The organism is Andreprevotia sp. IGB-42 (genome assembly GCF_009848685.1).
Lineage (GTDB): Bacteria > Pseudomonadota > Gammaproteobacteria > Burkholderiales > Chitinibacteraceae > Andreprevotia.
This window is the reverse complement of sequence record NZ_WXTX01000004.1, coordinates 253906-268813: the sequence shown is the minus strand read 5'-3', so window position 1 is coordinate 268813 and position 14908 is coordinate 253906. Positions and strand designations below refer to the sequence as shown.

Annotated in this window: 13 protein-coding genes; 4 read left to right on the top strand and 9 right to left on the bottom strand. The window is 61.0% G+C overall.

Going from position 1 to position 14908, the window contains the following annotated elements; translation table 11 throughout:
- Positions 1-48: 48 nt before the first annotated feature.
- The 4 genes from IGB42_RS08210 to IGB42_RS08195 are packed head-to-tail and all read right to left on the bottom strand — an operon-like array spanning position 49 to position 4702.
- Complete coding sequence (locus tag IGB42_RS08210) at positions 49-1173, bottom strand: aminopeptidase (RefSeq protein WP_201799863.1); 1125 nt, start codon at positions 1171-1173, stop codon at positions 49-51.
- Positions 1174-1186: 13 nt separating this feature from the next.
- The gene (locus IGB42_RS08205) at positions 1187-2722 is read right to left on the bottom strand and encodes an ATP-binding protein (protein ID WP_236822530.1); all 1536 of its coding nucleotides are present in this window, start codon (positions 2720-2722) and stop codon (positions 1187-1189) included.
- Complete coding sequence (locus IGB42_RS08200; protein WP_159669748.1) at positions 2712-3428, bottom strand: response regulator; 717 nt, start codon at positions 3426-3428, stop codon at positions 2712-2714. Before IGB42_RS08200 ends, IGB42_RS08205 begins: the two co-directional genes overlap by 11 nt.
- Positions 3428-4702 (bottom strand): ABC transporter substrate-binding protein, encoded by a 1275-nt coding sequence (locus IGB42_RS08195; RefSeq protein WP_159669745.1) that lies wholly within the window; start codon positions 4700-4702, stop codon positions 3428-3430. The genes IGB42_RS08200 and IGB42_RS08195 overlap by 1 nt, the downstream gene beginning before the upstream one ends.
- A gap of 421 nt (positions 4703-5123) precedes the next feature.
- Between IGB42_RS08195 and IGB42_RS08190 the strand changes: the two genes are divergently transcribed.
- The 4 genes from IGB42_RS08190 to IGB42_RS08175 all read left to right on the top strand — a co-directional run bounded on the left by IGB42_RS08190 (position 5124) and on the right by IGB42_RS08175 (position 9594).
- Positions 5124-6371: an ABC transporter substrate-binding protein gene (locus IGB42_RS08190; RefSeq protein WP_159669742.1), complete on the top strand. Its 1248-nt coding sequence runs from the start codon at positions 5124-5126 to the stop codon at positions 6369-6371.
- A gap of 311 nt (positions 6372-6682) precedes the next feature.
- Positions 6683-7597, top strand: coding sequence for a carbohydrate ABC transporter permease (locus tag IGB42_RS08185; RefSeq protein WP_159669739.1), 915 nt, complete (start codon positions 6683-6685; stop codon positions 7595-7597).
- A 10-nt stretch (positions 7598-7607) separates the two neighbouring features.
- Positions 7608-8447 carry a carbohydrate ABC transporter permease gene (locus IGB42_RS08180; RefSeq protein WP_159669736.1) on the top strand — a complete coding sequence of 280 codons (840 nt, stop codon included), beginning with the start codon at positions 7608-7610 and terminating at the stop codon, positions 8445-8447.
- A 19-nt stretch (positions 8448-8466) separates the two neighbouring features.
- Complete coding sequence (locus IGB42_RS08175) at positions 8467-9594, top strand: ABC transporter ATP-binding protein (RefSeq protein WP_159669733.1); 1128 nt, start codon at positions 8467-8469, stop codon at positions 9592-9594.
- A gap of 63 nt (positions 9595-9657) precedes the next feature.
- Here IGB42_RS08175 and IGB42_RS08170 read toward each other — a convergent pair whose 3' ends face one another.
- Genes IGB42_RS08170 through IGB42_RS08150 form a run of 5 tightly spaced genes read right to left on the bottom strand, consistent with a single transcriptional unit; the run spans position 9658 to position 14898 of the window.
- Positions 9658-10920 carry an EAL domain-containing response regulator gene (locus tag IGB42_RS08170; protein WP_159669730.1) on the bottom strand — a complete coding sequence of 421 codons (1263 nt, stop codon included), beginning with the start codon at positions 10918-10920 and terminating at the stop codon, positions 9658-9660.
- A complete protein-coding gene (locus IGB42_RS08165) occupies positions 10910-12010 on the bottom strand; it encodes a chemotaxis response regulator protein-glutamate methylesterase (protein ID WP_159669725.1) in 1101 nt (366 codons plus the stop codon). The genes IGB42_RS08170 and IGB42_RS08165 overlap by 11 nt, the downstream gene beginning before the upstream one ends.
- Positions 12007-12528, bottom strand: coding sequence for a chemotaxis protein CheD (locus tag IGB42_RS08160; RefSeq protein ID WP_159669720.1), 522 nt, complete (start codon positions 12526-12528; stop codon positions 12007-12009). Before IGB42_RS08160 ends, IGB42_RS08165 begins: the two co-directional genes overlap by 4 nt.
- Positions 12528-13352 carry a protein-glutamate O-methyltransferase CheR gene (locus IGB42_RS08155; protein WP_159669716.1) on the bottom strand — a complete coding sequence of 275 codons (825 nt, stop codon included), beginning with the start codon at positions 13350-13352 and terminating at the stop codon, positions 12528-12530. Before IGB42_RS08155 ends, IGB42_RS08160 begins: the two co-directional genes overlap by 1 nt.
- Positions 13353-13371: 19 nt before the next feature.
- Entirely contained in the window at positions 13372-14898 is a 1527-nt protein-coding gene (locus IGB42_RS08150) for a methyl-accepting chemotaxis protein (protein ID WP_159669712.1), read from the bottom strand.
- Between the last annotated feature and the right edge of the window lie 10 nt (positions 14899-14908).

Below are 14908 nucleotides of genomic sequence, written 5' to 3'. Positions count from 1 at the left end.
CGCCCGCTTTTTTTCCACATGCCAGCATGTTTTGCGTGCCGATCTGGCCTAAAGCCGGGATGTGGCAGCGGCGCGCTGCAGCAGTGCATGCAGCGCGGCGTTGCGCTGTTCGGCCGGTTGGGCGGCCAGTTGCCGCGTGGCGGTATAGAAGCGCGGCAGATCGCGGTCGTTGTCGATCAGCAACTGCTTGAACGCCGGCACCAGCCGTTGATAGGTGGCCAGTGATGCCAGATGGGCATTACCCGGTGGTGGATCGAACCAGTGATCGTAACCGGTGTAACCACCCCAGCGTTGCTTGAGTGCCTGATACTGGGCGTCCAGTGCCGCAAATACCGCCGCCTTGCCCTCGCGCTTGGCCCCATCGCTGACCGGGCTGGCATACAGCGCGGCAAGTTGCGCGTGGCTGGCGGCCAGCAATGCCTGGAAGTCCTCGCGGCGTTGCTGTGCCACGTCGATGAGCGCGCTGCTGTCGGCCTGCGTCTGCGTGGCTGCCAGCCAGCGCCTCGCGCCCTCCAGCTCCACACTGGTGGCAAACGCTTCGTTGAACGCGCTGTCGTCGTGCACGTACACCAGCTGGTGCGCCAGCTCATGGAAGATCAATCGGGCCAGATCGGTGTCGCTGTAAACCAGAAAGGTATTGAGTAGCGGATCGCTCATCCAGCCCAGCGTGGAATAGGCAGGCACGCCATACACCTGTACATCGTCGCCCTGGTCGTGCTGCGCAGCGGCAAAATGGCGCGCGTCTTCCTCATTGAAGAAACCGCGGTAGCCGATGCAGCCCACCAGCAGGAAACACGACTGGCGTGGCGCCAGCGACAGCTCCGGCGTGCTGACCACATTCCACACCACGTAGGGTCGGCCCAGATCGGCATAGCTGCGGTAACTGGCATTGTCCGGCAGCGCCAGTGCGCTGCTGGCAAACTGGCGTATCGCCTGTGTACGACGCAGCTTGTCAGCCACCGCGGGTGGTGTGGCAGGGTCGGCCAGAACGGTTTCCACCGGCCGCGTACGGTTCAGCAACTGCATGTGCCCGCTCACTGCCTGTGCGTAGTAGCCGGCGCTGCTACAGGCACCCAGCAAGGGCAACATGGTGACAAGCAGCAGCGCCGCCAGTCCGCGATGGAGAGCGATGGCACCATGCGGGGGATGCACCGGTACGCTGACATGTTCCATGCTGGCGTGCCTGCTAGCTCATGCTGGCCGTGCGCGGCAGGATGATGGTCACCACCAGGCCGCCTTGCGGATGGTTGGCCAGTGTCAGCTCGCCGCCATGTGCATGGATGATGTCCAGCGCAATGCCCAGCCCCAGCCCCATGCCGCCTTGATTGCTTTGCTTGCCATGTTCCAGCCGCACATAAGGCTGGAACAGCGTGGCAAGTGCTTCATCCGGCACGCCGGGGCCGTAATCGCGGATGGTCAGCTCGGTTTCACCGCTGCTGCGCCGGGTAAGCAATACTTCGGCGCGCTGGCCGTACTTGAGTGCATTGTCGACCAAGTTGCTGATGGCCCGTTTGAGCGCAAGCGGTTTGGCCAGAACGGTAATCGGCGCTGCGGCGATGGCCACTTCAAAGCCCCCCATCTTGGCGTCCTCGCTCAGCCGGGTCAGCAGTGTATCCAGGCGGATTTCGGTGCGGTTTTCGTGGATATCGGTGTCTTTTACGCTTTGCAGCGCGCCCTTCACCATGATCTCCAGCTCGTCCAGGTCTTCGTGGAATTCACGCCGGTCGTTTTCATCGTCGAGCATTTCGGTGCGCAGCTTCAGGCGCGTGATCGGCGTGCGCAGATCGTGCGAGATCGATGCAAACAGTCGCTCGCGATCATCCAGGTAGCGGTTGATGCGTGCCTGCATCGCGTGGAATGCATGTGCGGTGTTCAGGTACTCGCGCGAGCCGGTTTCCGGCAGATGCGGGTTGGCGCCCTGACCGAACGCTTCCGCAGCCTCCGACAGCAAGGCCAGTGGCCGGGTCAGCCAGCGCACTACCCACAGTGACAGCAGCAGGACCATCACCAGTGTTGCTGCCTGCAGCGCCAGCCGGTCGCGCGTGAGCGGATTGGCTTGATCGAGGAAATAGGGATTGGGCATCAGCGTGGCCAGATACAGCCAGTCGCCCGATTCCAGCTCGGCCTGGATCACCAAAATGGGGGCAGGGCGCGGCTTGACCAGCAGCGTGTGCTGCACCCAGCTGTCGGGCAGATCGGCCAGTGTCACGCCATCGTCGGTGACGGCCAGCTCATCCGGCCAGGCAAAGCCGATCCGGTAGGTGGAGAGGCGTGGCAGTTCCTGCGTGAGCGTGGTGGTCAGCGTATCGACCACCGATTTGGCCAGCGGCGCGTCCACCACGCTGTCGATGGCCACCGGGCCATGGTTCACGTTGACGAAGAAGCGCGTGCCGCCCATTTCGCGCAACTGTTCGATCAGCAGCGGCCGGTAGTTGGCAGGCAGACTCTGGAAGAAGCGCAATGCGCTGGCGGCGCTGTAGCCGATATAGCGGGCGGCTTCACGTGCTTCTTCATTGGAGCGTGTCTTGAGCTGCGCCGCCCAGATCCAGGTGCCCAGCGCTTGGCTGGCCAGCACGCCCAGCAGCATCACCAGCGCCAGCCGTGCCAGCAGCGAACCGGGCAATAGCCGGTTGAACGCGCGGTTGAGCCGCGATGCGCGCTGCATCGGCTCGATGACGGGCTCGCTGCTGCTGGCGGCTGGGCGCCAGTCTTCAAGCGACATGGCTGGCAACCACCTCGGCCGAGAACACGTAGCCGGTGCCACGCACGGTCTTGATCAATGCCGGTTGCTTGCCGTCGTCCAGCAGGCGCTGGCGCAGGCGGCTGACCTGTACATCCAGCGAGCGGTCCAGCGGGCCCAGGTCACGGCCACGGGTTTCCTCGGCCAGCACGGTACGGTCGAGTACTTCGCCCGGATGTTCGACGAAATAGCGCAGCAGCTGGAAATCCAGCCCGGTGAGCTTGACGGTTTCACCGCCGGGGTCAGTCAGCGTGCGTTCCAGCGTATCGAGCGAGAAACCGTTGAAACGATAATGGCGTGGCGCGGTATTGCTGTTCTCGCCGCCCATGCGGCGGTGGATGGCCTTGATGCGCGCCAGCAGCTCGCGCGGGTTGTAGGGCTTGGCGATATAGTCGTCCGCCCCCAGCTCCAGCCCCACGATGCGGTCTGTATCATCTGCATTGGCGGTGAGCATGATGATGGGTACCGCCGAGCGTTTGCGCACGGTGCCGCACAGCGCAAAGCCATCGGTATCGGGCAGCATCACGTCCAGGATCACCAGGCTCAGGTCGTCCTGGTAGCGTTCGAACTCGGCCATGAAGCTGGCGCCATCGTGCGCCAGCTTGACCTCGTACTGGTTCTTTTCCAGATAGGTCTTGAGCAGCGTGCGGGTTTTCTGGTCGTCATCAACGATTAATATCTTGCGCATCAATCTTCACTCTTGCGGTTGCCCAGTGCGCGTGCCAGCGATGCAATGCGGCGCTGGGTTTCACTGGCGGGAACATGCTCATCGACAAAATAGCGGTGCAACTGGGCAGTGATGGCGTCTTTCAATCCTTCCTCGCTGGCCATGCGGTGCGTGAGGCTGGGCGCCTGCACCAGTGCACCCCGGTTGAAGGTACGCCATGATGCACGCGCGCAGCTGTCCATCTGGTTGGGGTCCGCATCACGGCGCACCGACACCGAGCCCTTGATCTGGTTGTAGCGTGCCTGTATCGCGGGGGATGCCGCAAGCTGGGCCAGCTTTTCCTGCTGGCCCTGGCTGGCGTAATCCTCGGCCAGCATCACGAAGGTATCCACGCTGTACAGATGGTAGTCCGCGGTGCCGGGCACCGCCACGCAGCCAAACTGCTCATCCACGGTCTGGCCCATGGTCTGCAGCTCGCCCTTGGCCCAGTCCCCCATTACCCACATGGCCACGTCGCCGTTAGCCAACTGGCGTGCCACGCTTTCCCAGCGCGTTTCCGCCACCGGCTCGGGCATCCACTGCTTGAGTCGGCGCAGGCGCTCCAGTGCGCGCGTCACACGCGGATCGAACCATACCTTGTCATTGCCGCGTTCGAACAATTGCCGGTAAAACGCCGGCGTACTTTCGGACAGCATCAGGGTTTCGAACAGCGTGGAAACCTGCCAGGGCTCGCTGCTTTGCGCCAATGGCGTGATGCCGGCGCGCTTGATACGTTCTGCCGCGCGCTCGAACTCAGCCCAGGTGCGTGGCGGTGTCAGGCCCAGCTCGTTGAAGATGCGCCGCTGGTAAAACAGCGTATTGATGCGGTGTATGCCGATGGGCACCGCCACCACATGGCCGCGTTGGCGCACCAGCGACCAGATGGTGGGAAAGAACGCACGGTTCCAGTTGTTCTGGCTGGATACGGTATCGAGCTCCAGCAGCAGCCCCAGTTCCGCCCATTCCTGTATTGCCGGACCGATCAACTGCGCGCTGTCCGGTGCCCGGCCGGACAGCAACCGGCTTTTCAGCACCTTCATCGCACCGATGCCTGCGCCGCCTGCAATGGCAGCATCACGCCACTGGATATCTTCCTTGTCCAGCGCATCAGCCAGCAGATCCGCCGCTTTACGCTCGCTTTGCGATGTCCACCAGTGCAGCACATCCAGCGTCTGCTGCGCGCGCGCCGGCGCGCTGGCGGCCAGTGCGCCGGCAACAACGAGTGCGGTGAGGTAGTGGAGACAGGACAGTTTCATCGGCTGGGTGTGTAGTTTGGCCGCGAGCTTAGCGTAAGCATGACCGCTTATTTGTAAAGAAAGCTTGCATTGCATTGCAAACAATTGCCAGCACTGCAGCAGGATTATGGCACTGACATCTTGCCATTGCTGGCGACAGCGCCCGCCCAGCTTGAGATATCGCCTAGAACCGAACAGGCCAGTTTGTAAATTAGTGTAACGCAATATTCTGTTGAATTAAGGTAAATGGCTTTTCAATCAAAGGGTTGATGGTTTTCTTGCGGGATGCAGATAAAAAATGGCGTCACGAATAAGCGGGTGCTAACTTGCGAGCATCCCAAGTCCGTAAGCGGGACATGGGCACTACAAGCATCGCTGGCCAAATGGCCTCGGTGGTAAAAACTGATATCCAAGCTGTTCAAGAACTGAGGAGTTCGACCCCATGCAAGCCAAACGCTTTACTCGCGCTGCCCTGGTTGCTGCGCTGATGACCGCAGGCCTCGCCCAAGCTGGTTCGTTGACGATTGAATCCTGGCGCGTTGACGACAAGACCCTGTGGGAAGATGTACTGATCCCGGCTTTCAACAAGAAGTACCCGGACATCAAGGTCAAGTTCTCCCCGACCGCACCGACAGAATACGACTCCTCGCTGACAGCCCGTCTGACCGGCGGCACTGCGGGTGACCTGATCACCCTGCGCCCGTTCGACAAGTCGCTGGATCTGTTCAAGAAAGGCAATCTGGATGCGCTGAACGGCAAGCAAGGCCTGGAAAACTTCCCGGCTTCGGCCAAGGTGGCGTGGCAGACAGACGATGGCAAGACCGTATTCGGCCTGCCTATCGCATCCGTGATCCACGGCGTGCTGTACAACAAGAAAATGTTCCAGGAACTCGGCCTGCAAGTGCCGAAGACCACCGATGAATTCTTCAAGGTTGCAGAAGCCGTGAAGAAGGCAGGCAAGACCCCGATCGCACTGGGCACCGCTGACCAGTGGGAATCGAGCCAGATCGTGTTCACCAGCTTCGGCGCACCGTTCTGGAAGGGTGAAGAAGGTCGCAAGGCGCTGATCGCCGGCACCGCCAAGTTCACCGATGCACCGTATGTTGCCGCATTCGATCTCGAATCCAAGTTCGGTCCTTACCTGGCCAAGGGCTACCAGGCCCAGACCTACGGTGATACGCAGACCCTGTTCGCTTCGGGCAAGGCTGCCATGGTGCCGGCTGGCTCGTGGGATATCTCGTACTACAACACCAATGCCAAGTTCGAACTGGGCGCATTCCCGCCGCCAGTGCCGAAGGCTGGCGACAAGTGCTACATCTCTGACCATACCGACCTGGGCATGGGTGTGAACAGCAAGTCCAAGAACAAGGAAGACGCTTACAAGTTCATCCAGTGGATGGGCTCGCAAGAGTTTGCTGACCTGTACACCAACAAGGTCACGGGCTTCTTCTCGCTGTCCAGCCACCTGATCGCCGTGAAGGATCCGGTTGCCAAGCAGATGCTGGATTGGCGCAAGAGCTGCGCTTCGACCATCCGTCTGAATGCGCAGATCCTGAACCGCGGCGAGCCGAACATGGAAAACGAACTGTGGAACGTGAACGCACAGGTCCTGAACGGCAAGATGACCGGCAAGGACGCTGCAGCACGTATCCAGACCGGCCTGAGCAAGTGGTACAAGCCGGGCAAGTAAGCGCCTTGTCGCAGTAATTGCCTGCCGCGGCGCCCAGCGTGTGCTTGAACCTCGTTCCAGCCGATTGCAACGCAAAGCGCCACCGGCGGGTGTGCAGTGCAGTAAAAGTCTTCATCCTCGACTGTGAGTAGGCCGGCGGTGTACCCCCGGCGCTGCCTGACGGCGTGGCTGAGTTGTTCGGAACTGTCGGTGCGTTTCGCCTATTGTTAGCTGACAAGGGTGGCGTGAATACAGTCTGACCATGCAGCGATGCTGTTGCGGTGTCTGGTACGCCCCGGCCATTTTTTTGTCCGCTTTTTTTGGAGAAGAGCATGAAACGCTTCTCTTTCTGGCACGTAGTGATCTTTCTCGCGCCAGCATTCCTGATTTACACGGTGTTCAGCGCCTATCCGTTGCTCGATACGCTGCGCCAGGGCTTTTACACCACCTCCGACACCGGGCAGCAGTCGTGGGCGGGCATTGCCAACTACACCAAGCTGCTGACAGACCCGCAATGGTCGGAAAGCTTCTGGAATGCGATGTGGAACAACGTGAAGTTCTTCCTCATCCACATGTGTATCCAGAACCCGATCGGCCTGTTGCTGGCCGCCTTGCTGTCGCTCAAGGGCGTGAAAGGTGCCAAGGCCTACCAGACCGTGCTGTTCCTGCCGACCTTGCTGTCGGTGGTGATCATCGGCTTCATCTGGCAGCTGATCCTGTCGCCGCTGTGGGGCGTATCGGAATCGTTGATGACGCATGTCGGCCTGGGTGAGCACTTTGCCCCCTGGCTGGGCCAGGAAGAAACCGCGCTGATCACGCTGGCACTGATTTCGGTATGGCAGTTCGTCGGTATCCCGATGATGCTGATCTACGCATCGCTGATTGCGATTCCGGAAGAAATCATCGAAGCCGCCGTGGTGGAAGGTGCATCGCCGTGGCGCATTTTCTGGACCATCCGCCTGCCGCTGATCCTGCCGACACTGGGCCTTGTCACCATCCTGACCTTCGTGGGCAACTTCAACGCATTCGACCTGATTTACTCGGTGAAGGGCGCCATTGCCGGCCCCAACTTCAGTACCGATATCCTGGGTACCTTCTTCTACCGCACCTTCTTCGGCTACCAGAGCCAGGTGGGCAGCGCGACGATGGGCGCCGCCGTGGCCACCACCATGTTCCTGGTGATCCTGGCCGGTGTGGGTGTGTATAGCTTCTTCATCCAGCGCAAGCTGCAACGTCATTCGTTCTAAGGAGCCGGTCATGACAAAAAATATCGGCAAACTGAGTGCGACTGCGTTTACGCAGTTGATCCTGGCGCTGTTCACGCTCGTATCGGTATTCCCGATCGTGTTGATCATCATCAACGCGTTCAAGAGCCGCGACGGCATTTTCGATAACCCGCTGGCATTTCCTACCCCCGAGACCTTCTCGCTGGTGGGCTTCACCAAGGTGCTCGACAAATCCCCGTTCCTGCACTTCTTCGGCAACAGCCTGACGGTCACGCTGGTATCGCTGGTGCTGATCCTGCTGTTCGCAGCCATGGCCGCGTGGGCGCTGTCGGAATACAAGTTCAAGGGCAGCCGCTGGCTGGCCATCTACCTGGCGTTCGGCATCATGGTGCCGATCCGCCTGGGCACGGTGTCCATCCTGGAGCTGGCGGTGAAGCTGGAGCTCGTCAACACGCTGACCATCCTGATCCTGGTGTACGTGGCGCAGGGCTTGCCGCTGGCGATCATGATTCTCAGCGAGTTCATGCAGCAGATCCCCAAGGAGCTGAAAGAAGCGGCGCGCTGTGATGGTGTGGGTGAATTCAAGATCTTCTTCCAGATCATCCTGCCGCTGATCCGTCCCGCCGTTGCCACCGTGGCCGTGTTCACCATGGTGCCGATCTGGAACGACCTGTGGTTCCCGCTGATTCTCGCCCCGGGTGAAGAAACGCAGACCGTCACGCTGGGCGTGCAGCAGTTCATCGGCCAGTACGTGACCGACTGGAATGCCGTGCTGGCCTCGCTGTCGCTCGCGGTACTGCCTGTATTGGTGATGTACGTCTTCGCTTCGCGCCAACTGATCCGCGGTATTACCGCCGGTGCCGTCAAATAAGTATTGGAGTACATGAAAAATGGCTCAAGTTTCGCTCAAGAACCTGAAAAAATCCTATGACGGCAAGCAGGACGTGCTTGCCAGCATCAACCTTGAAATCGATGACGGCGAATTCACCGTGCTGGTCGGTCCGTCGGGCTGCGGCAAGTCCACCTTGCTGCGCATGCTGTCCGGCCTGGAGGAAATCACCGCCGGCGACTTGGTGATCGACAACGTACGCTGCAACGACCTGCCGCCGGCCAAGCGCGGTATCGCCATGGTGTTCCAGAGCTATGCGCTGTACCCGCACATGAATGTGTACAAGAACATGGCGTTCGGGCTGAAGATCCACGGCGCCGGCAAGGAAGAAATCGAGCGCCGCATCAAGCACGCTGCCGGCATCCTCAAGATCGACCACCTGTTGCACCGCCTGCCGCGCGAGCTCTCCGGCGGCCAGCGCCAGCGCGTGGCCATCGGCCGTGCCATCGTGCGCGAACCCAAGCTGTTCCTGTTCGACGAACCGCTGTCCAACCTGGATGCCGCACTGCGCGTGCAGACCCGGCTGGAAATCGCCAAGCTGCACCGTGACCTGAAGGCCACCATCGTTTACGTGACGCACGATCAGGTCGAGGCGATGACGCTGGGTGACAAGATCGTCGTGATGCACGACGGCCATATCCAGCAAGCAGGCACGCCGCTGGAGCTGTACCAGCAGCCCGCCAACCTGTTCGTGGCTGGTTTCATCGGCTCGCCCAAGATGAACCTGGTGGAAGGCGTGATTGCCGATGCCAGCGCCACCGGCGTGACGGTCACGCTGGCCGGTGGCCAGACACTGCGTACCGAAGTGGACGGTACCGGCCTGACCGCGGGCGGACGCGTTACCGTCGGCATCCGTGCCGAGCACCTGTGGGAAAACCACAGCGGCAGCGAGCAGTTCACCGGCACGGTCAATCTGGTCGAGCACCTGGGTGAAGCCAATTTCCTCTACATCACGCTCAGCAATGGCCATGATGTGGTGGTGCGCGGTGATGGCGAGCGTGAAGTGGCGATCGGCGACAATGTGTCGCTGTCGGCGCCGTCTGCTTCGTTCCACGTGTTCAACCACGATGGCAAGGCGCTGCGCCGCCTGAAGCCGGGCAATATGGTTGCTGCCAAGCGTGTAGCCTGATTGCGCTGTGTTTGGAAAGAAAAATGCCCGCAGTAGCGGGCGTTTTCTTTTTGTGGCGCGGCGCTACTTGCTGGTAAAGCGGGGCAATGCGTGCGGTCCGCGCAGTTCACGCAGATTGCGGTGATGGCCTTTCAGCCACTGCGGCAGCTCCTCGGCCGGCATGGGTTTGGCAACCAGATAGCCCTGGCCGAGTGCGCAGCCGGAATCTTGCAGCAGCCGCCAGTCGTCGATGGTTTCTATACCCTCGGCGACAGAGACCAGATCCAGCCGGCTGGCCATGTCCAGCGCGGATTGCAGGATCACGCGCAGGTGGTGCCGCTCGTGTGCGCCATGGACGAAGGAGCGGTCTATCTTGAGTTCGGTAAACGGGATGCGTGCTAGTTGCTGCATCGATGAAAAGCCGGTGCCGTAATCGTCGATGGACAGGCCGAAGCCCTTGAGCCGCAGCCGTGCCAGCGTGCCCAGCGCCATGCCCAAGTTGGCGACCACAGAGCTTTCGGTGATTTCCCACACTACCTGATCCGCGGGCAGCGCGTATTGATCCAGCCGTTCGGCCACCTCATGCACGAAGCTGGCGGAATCGAGCAGCCGTGGCGACAGGTTGATCGCGACTGAAAGCCGCAATCCGCGCTTGTTCCAGGCTGCCGTTTGCGCCAGCGCTTTTTCGGTGATGGCCAGCGTCAGATCGTGGATCAATCCTTCCTGCTCGGCCAGCGGAATGAAACGATCGGGCGGAATCATGCCGATCTCGGCGTGCTTCCAGCGCGCCAGCGCCTCCACTCCCTTGATCATGCCGGTGCGCATGTCCACCTTGGGCTGGTAGTAGGCAATGATGTCGCCCGCCTTGATGGCATTTTGCAGATCCAGCGGGCTGACCGGGGTGAGCATGTCCAGTTTTTGCTCAAGTACCTTGCCGGGCTCGCGATCGTAGCGGCAGAACGCGTTACGCAGCTGAACCAGCCCCAACGGTTTCTGCAATGCAGCCAGCACCGACAGGCCCAGCGCATGCGTCATCGTCTCCACCGAGTTGATCAGTGCACCCTCACGGCTGGATGCCACGATGATGGGGATATCGATGCGGCGTTGCTCCAGTTGCTGGATCAGTTCCACGCCATCCATGCCGGGCATTTCCAGGTCGATGATCAGCAGGTTGGGCGGCAGTGTCAGCATGGCCAGCAGTTCCAGCGCCTCGTTGCCGTTGCCTGCTTCGTAAATCAGCGAGATGCCGCATTCGCGTGCCAGCGCGGCGGTATGCGTGCGTTGCACTGCGCTATCGTCAACGATCAGCAGTGATTCAATGATGGGGAGTTGCGCTTCAACGACCATAGCGTTCGATTACCGAGGGAATACGTTCGAGTGAAACGATATCGTTGACGCCACCCAGATCGATGGCTTCCTTGGGCATGCCGAACACCACGCAGCTGGCTTCATCCTGCGCATAGGTGGTGGCGCCGGTGTCATGCAGTTCCTTCAGGCCGCGTGCGCCATCGTCGCCCATGCCGGTCATGATGATGCCCACTGCATTCTTGCCGGCCGCCTTGGCCACCGAGCGGAACAGCACATCCACCGATGGCCGGTGGCGGCTGACCAGCGGGCCGTCGATTACTTCAACGTAGTACTGCGCGCCGCTGCGCTTCACCACCATGTGCTTGCCACCGGGGGCGATCAGCGCGCGGCCGGGCACGATGCGATCATTGTGCGTGGCTTCCTTCACCTCGATCTGGCACAGCGTATTAAGGCGGTCGGCAAAGCTTTTGGTGAATTTCTCCGGCATGTGCTGGACGATGACGATGCCGGCACACGTCCGTGGCAGCGCGGTCAGCACCACTTCCAGCGCCTGCGTGCCGCCGGTGGAGGTACCCAGCGCAACGATTTTTTCGGTGGTCGGCAAATGGGTATGGCTGCCAGGCGCATCCAGCACCGCATCGGCGGTCAGCTTGGGGGAGTGCATGCGTTCCTGCGTCTGCGGGGAGGCCGCAACACGGGGCGGTGGTGCCATGCTGCGCAGCCTGCCCACCCTGGCCTGGCCGGCTGCCCGGATGGCGGAAACCAGGTCGGCCGAGCTGTCCTGCAGGAAATCCTTCAGCCCCAGCGTAGGCTTGGTGATCACGCCCACCGCACCGGCGGCGAATGCTTCCATGGTGATGTCCGCGCCGCGTTCGGTCAGCGTGGAGCAGATCACCACCGGGGTGGGGCGCTCGGCCATGATCTGCTTGAGGAAGGTGATGCCGTCCATGCGTGGCATCTCGATATCCAGCAACAGCACATCCGGCCAGTTGGTTTTCATTTTCGTCATCGCGAAAATGGGGTCCGGCGCGGTGGCGATCACCTCGATGTCGCGGTGGCGTGCCAGCACGTCCTGCATCACCTGGCGCACCACCGATGAATCGTCGACGATCATTACCTTGATGGTCATTTGGGTAAACCCTCGCTCAAGGCAGGCTTGGTAATGTTCTTTTCCATGGCGATGCCGCGGCCGCGCCGCACCCACACATCGCCATTGGACAGATCGAAACGCAGGTAGCGGTAGCCATAACCGGTGATGTCCTGCACTGCCACGGGGATGCGCCGCTTCTGCAGCATGCCGATGGCGAAATGCGCATTGGTCTCGCCGATGCTGGTCTTGTAGGGTTCGCTGTCGAATACCCGTCCGCCACCGAACACCTTGACCGCGTAATCCTCGATGCGGGTGCCATGGCGGCTGACTTCGCTGAGCAACTGCTGCAGCGCTTCCTCGCCGTAGCGCCCGTCGTTGACGACTGGCACCGTGCGGGCGTTGAGCCGGCTGGGCAGCAGGAAATGGCACAGGCCACCCAGGTGGCGCACCGGATGCCAGAAAGTGATGGCCACACACGAACCCAGCAGTGTTTCCACGCGGATATCGCCATGGCCGAAGTAGATTTCACCGGGGTTGACGAAAATGCGCCGGCTCATCACGCCGGTTTCCGGTAAATCGATGGTGCATGCATCTGCAGCGGCAAGGCCATGCCGTGCAGCGATTCGGAATGCCCCACCAGCAGCCAGCCACCGGGTTTCAGGTGCTGCACCACCGATTGCACTACCTGTGTCTTGGTCGGCATGTCGAAATAGATGATCACGTTACGCAGGAAGATCACGTCGAACGGCCCCAGGTGCCTCGGCAGATCGGTCAGGTTGAGCTGGCCGAACTGCACGCATTCACGCAGGCGCTGCTCCACCAGGAACTGGCCGGCATAGGCACCATTGCCACGCAGGCAATAGCGCTTCAGGTAATCGGGCGGGATATGCTCGCCGCGCCCCATCGGGTACACGCCGCGCCGGGCAAAGCGCAGCACGCGCTGGCTGATGTCCGAGCCGTATACTTCCCACGGTGCATCATGGCGTTCGGCATCGAGCAGCATGGCGATGGAATAGCCTTCCTCGCCGGTCGAACTGGCCGCACTCCAGATCCGCAATGGTTCGGTGCGCGATGCCTTGGGCAATACCTGCGCGCGCAGGAAGTCGAAGTGGCGCGGCTCGCGGAAGAAGTAGGTCTCGTTGGTGGTGATCAGGTCGATCGCCCGCTGCCGTTCCTCGGCAGCGGTTGGCGCGGCGATCACTTCGTAGTACGCACGGAAGCTGTTCAGGCCCAGCTCGTTCAGCCGCTTGGAAAGCCGGCTGCATAGCAGCGCCTTTTTCGACTGCGGCAAATGCATGCCGATATGCTGCTTGAAGAGCTGCTGGAACAGGCGCATTTCATCGTCGTTGGCTTCCAGCGCCCGGGTGCTCAATTCCACCATGCTCGTTCCCTGAGCCGCTTTAGCGGCTCGCACCACTTACTTTGAAGAAGCGGATCATTTCCTGCAGCTGAATCGCCTGTGCGCTCATCTCTTCGGAGGTCGATGAAAGCTCTTCCGATGCCGATGCATTCATCTGCGTAGTTTGCGCCAATTGGCTCACCGCGGTGTTGATCTGATCCAGACCGCTGGTCTGTTCACGTGATGCGGCAGAGATTTCCTGTACCAGGTCGGCGGTCTTGCGGATGGACGGCACCATCTGGTCGAGCAGGGTGCCGGCGCGCTCCGCCAGCGTCACGCTGTCGCTGGCCACCGTGCTGATCTCCTGCGCGGCCACCTGGCTGCGCTCGGCCAGCTTGCGCACTTCGGCCGCTACCACCGCAAAGCCCTTGCCGTGCTCGCCGGCGCGCGCCGCTTCGATGGCGGCATTGAGCGCCAGCAGGTTGGTCTGGTAAGCAATGTCATCGATGATGCCGATCTTGCCGGCAATCTGCCGCATCGCGGATACCGTCCGCTTTACCGCATCGCCGCCCTCGACCGCATCGGTGGACGATTTGCTGGCCATGCCGTCGGTCACACGGGCGTTTTCCGAGTTCTGCGATACGGTGGAGGTGATTTCCTCGACCGCTGCACTGGTTTCCTCGACATTGGCAGCCTGCTCGGACGCATTTTGCGATAGCGCCTGTGCAGAGGCCGAAATCTCCTCGGAGGCGGAGGCCAGCGAGCTGGCCGAGCTGCTCACGTCGCTGATCACTTCAGTGAGCTTGCCTATCATCTGCTGGATGCTGAACAGCATCGAGTTGTTGTCGCCCGGTTTTACATGCACGGCCACGGTCAGATCGCCATTGGCCACGCGCTGCAGGATGCGCACTGCCTCATCCGGCTCGCCGCCTACCTGGCGCACGATCATGCGGGTCACCAGGATGCCGATGATGACCGCCAGCACGAAGCCACCAACCATCAGTCCGATCATCAGGTTGCTGATTTGCCGGGCAATCGCATCGGATTCGGCATCCACCTGTTTGGCGGTGTCTTCGTTCACCTTGACGAGGGCTGCGGTTGTTTCGGTCAGCTGATCGAACAGTGGCTTGGTTTCGGTGCGCACCAAGTGTACTGCTTCCGGGTGCTGGCCAGCTTGCAACAGGTCCATCACCTTACGGGCAGAGGTGCGGTACGCGGCCATTTGCGGCACGTATTTCTCTACCAAGCGCTTTTCTTCATCCACCAGATAAGTCTTGCTGTAGGCGGAAAAGGTGTCATCCATCACCTTTTCCGACGTCTGATTCTTCTCGGCCTGGCTACGGGTTTCTTCTGCTTCATTGGTCAGCAGCGATACGTACAGGCGCCGGTAATGCTGGATGGTTTCTGCTTCCACCCGGCTCAGGTCCCGGATGGGAACCAGCCGGTCGGCGTACATGCTGCTCATCATGCCGTTCACCTGCGCGATCTTGCTGACCGCAACGCTACCGATGACCAGCGATACGCCGGCAACCAGCAGGAAGGTGATGATGAGCTTGGTGCCCAGGCGCAACTGTGTGAACCACTGCATAAGATTAGCC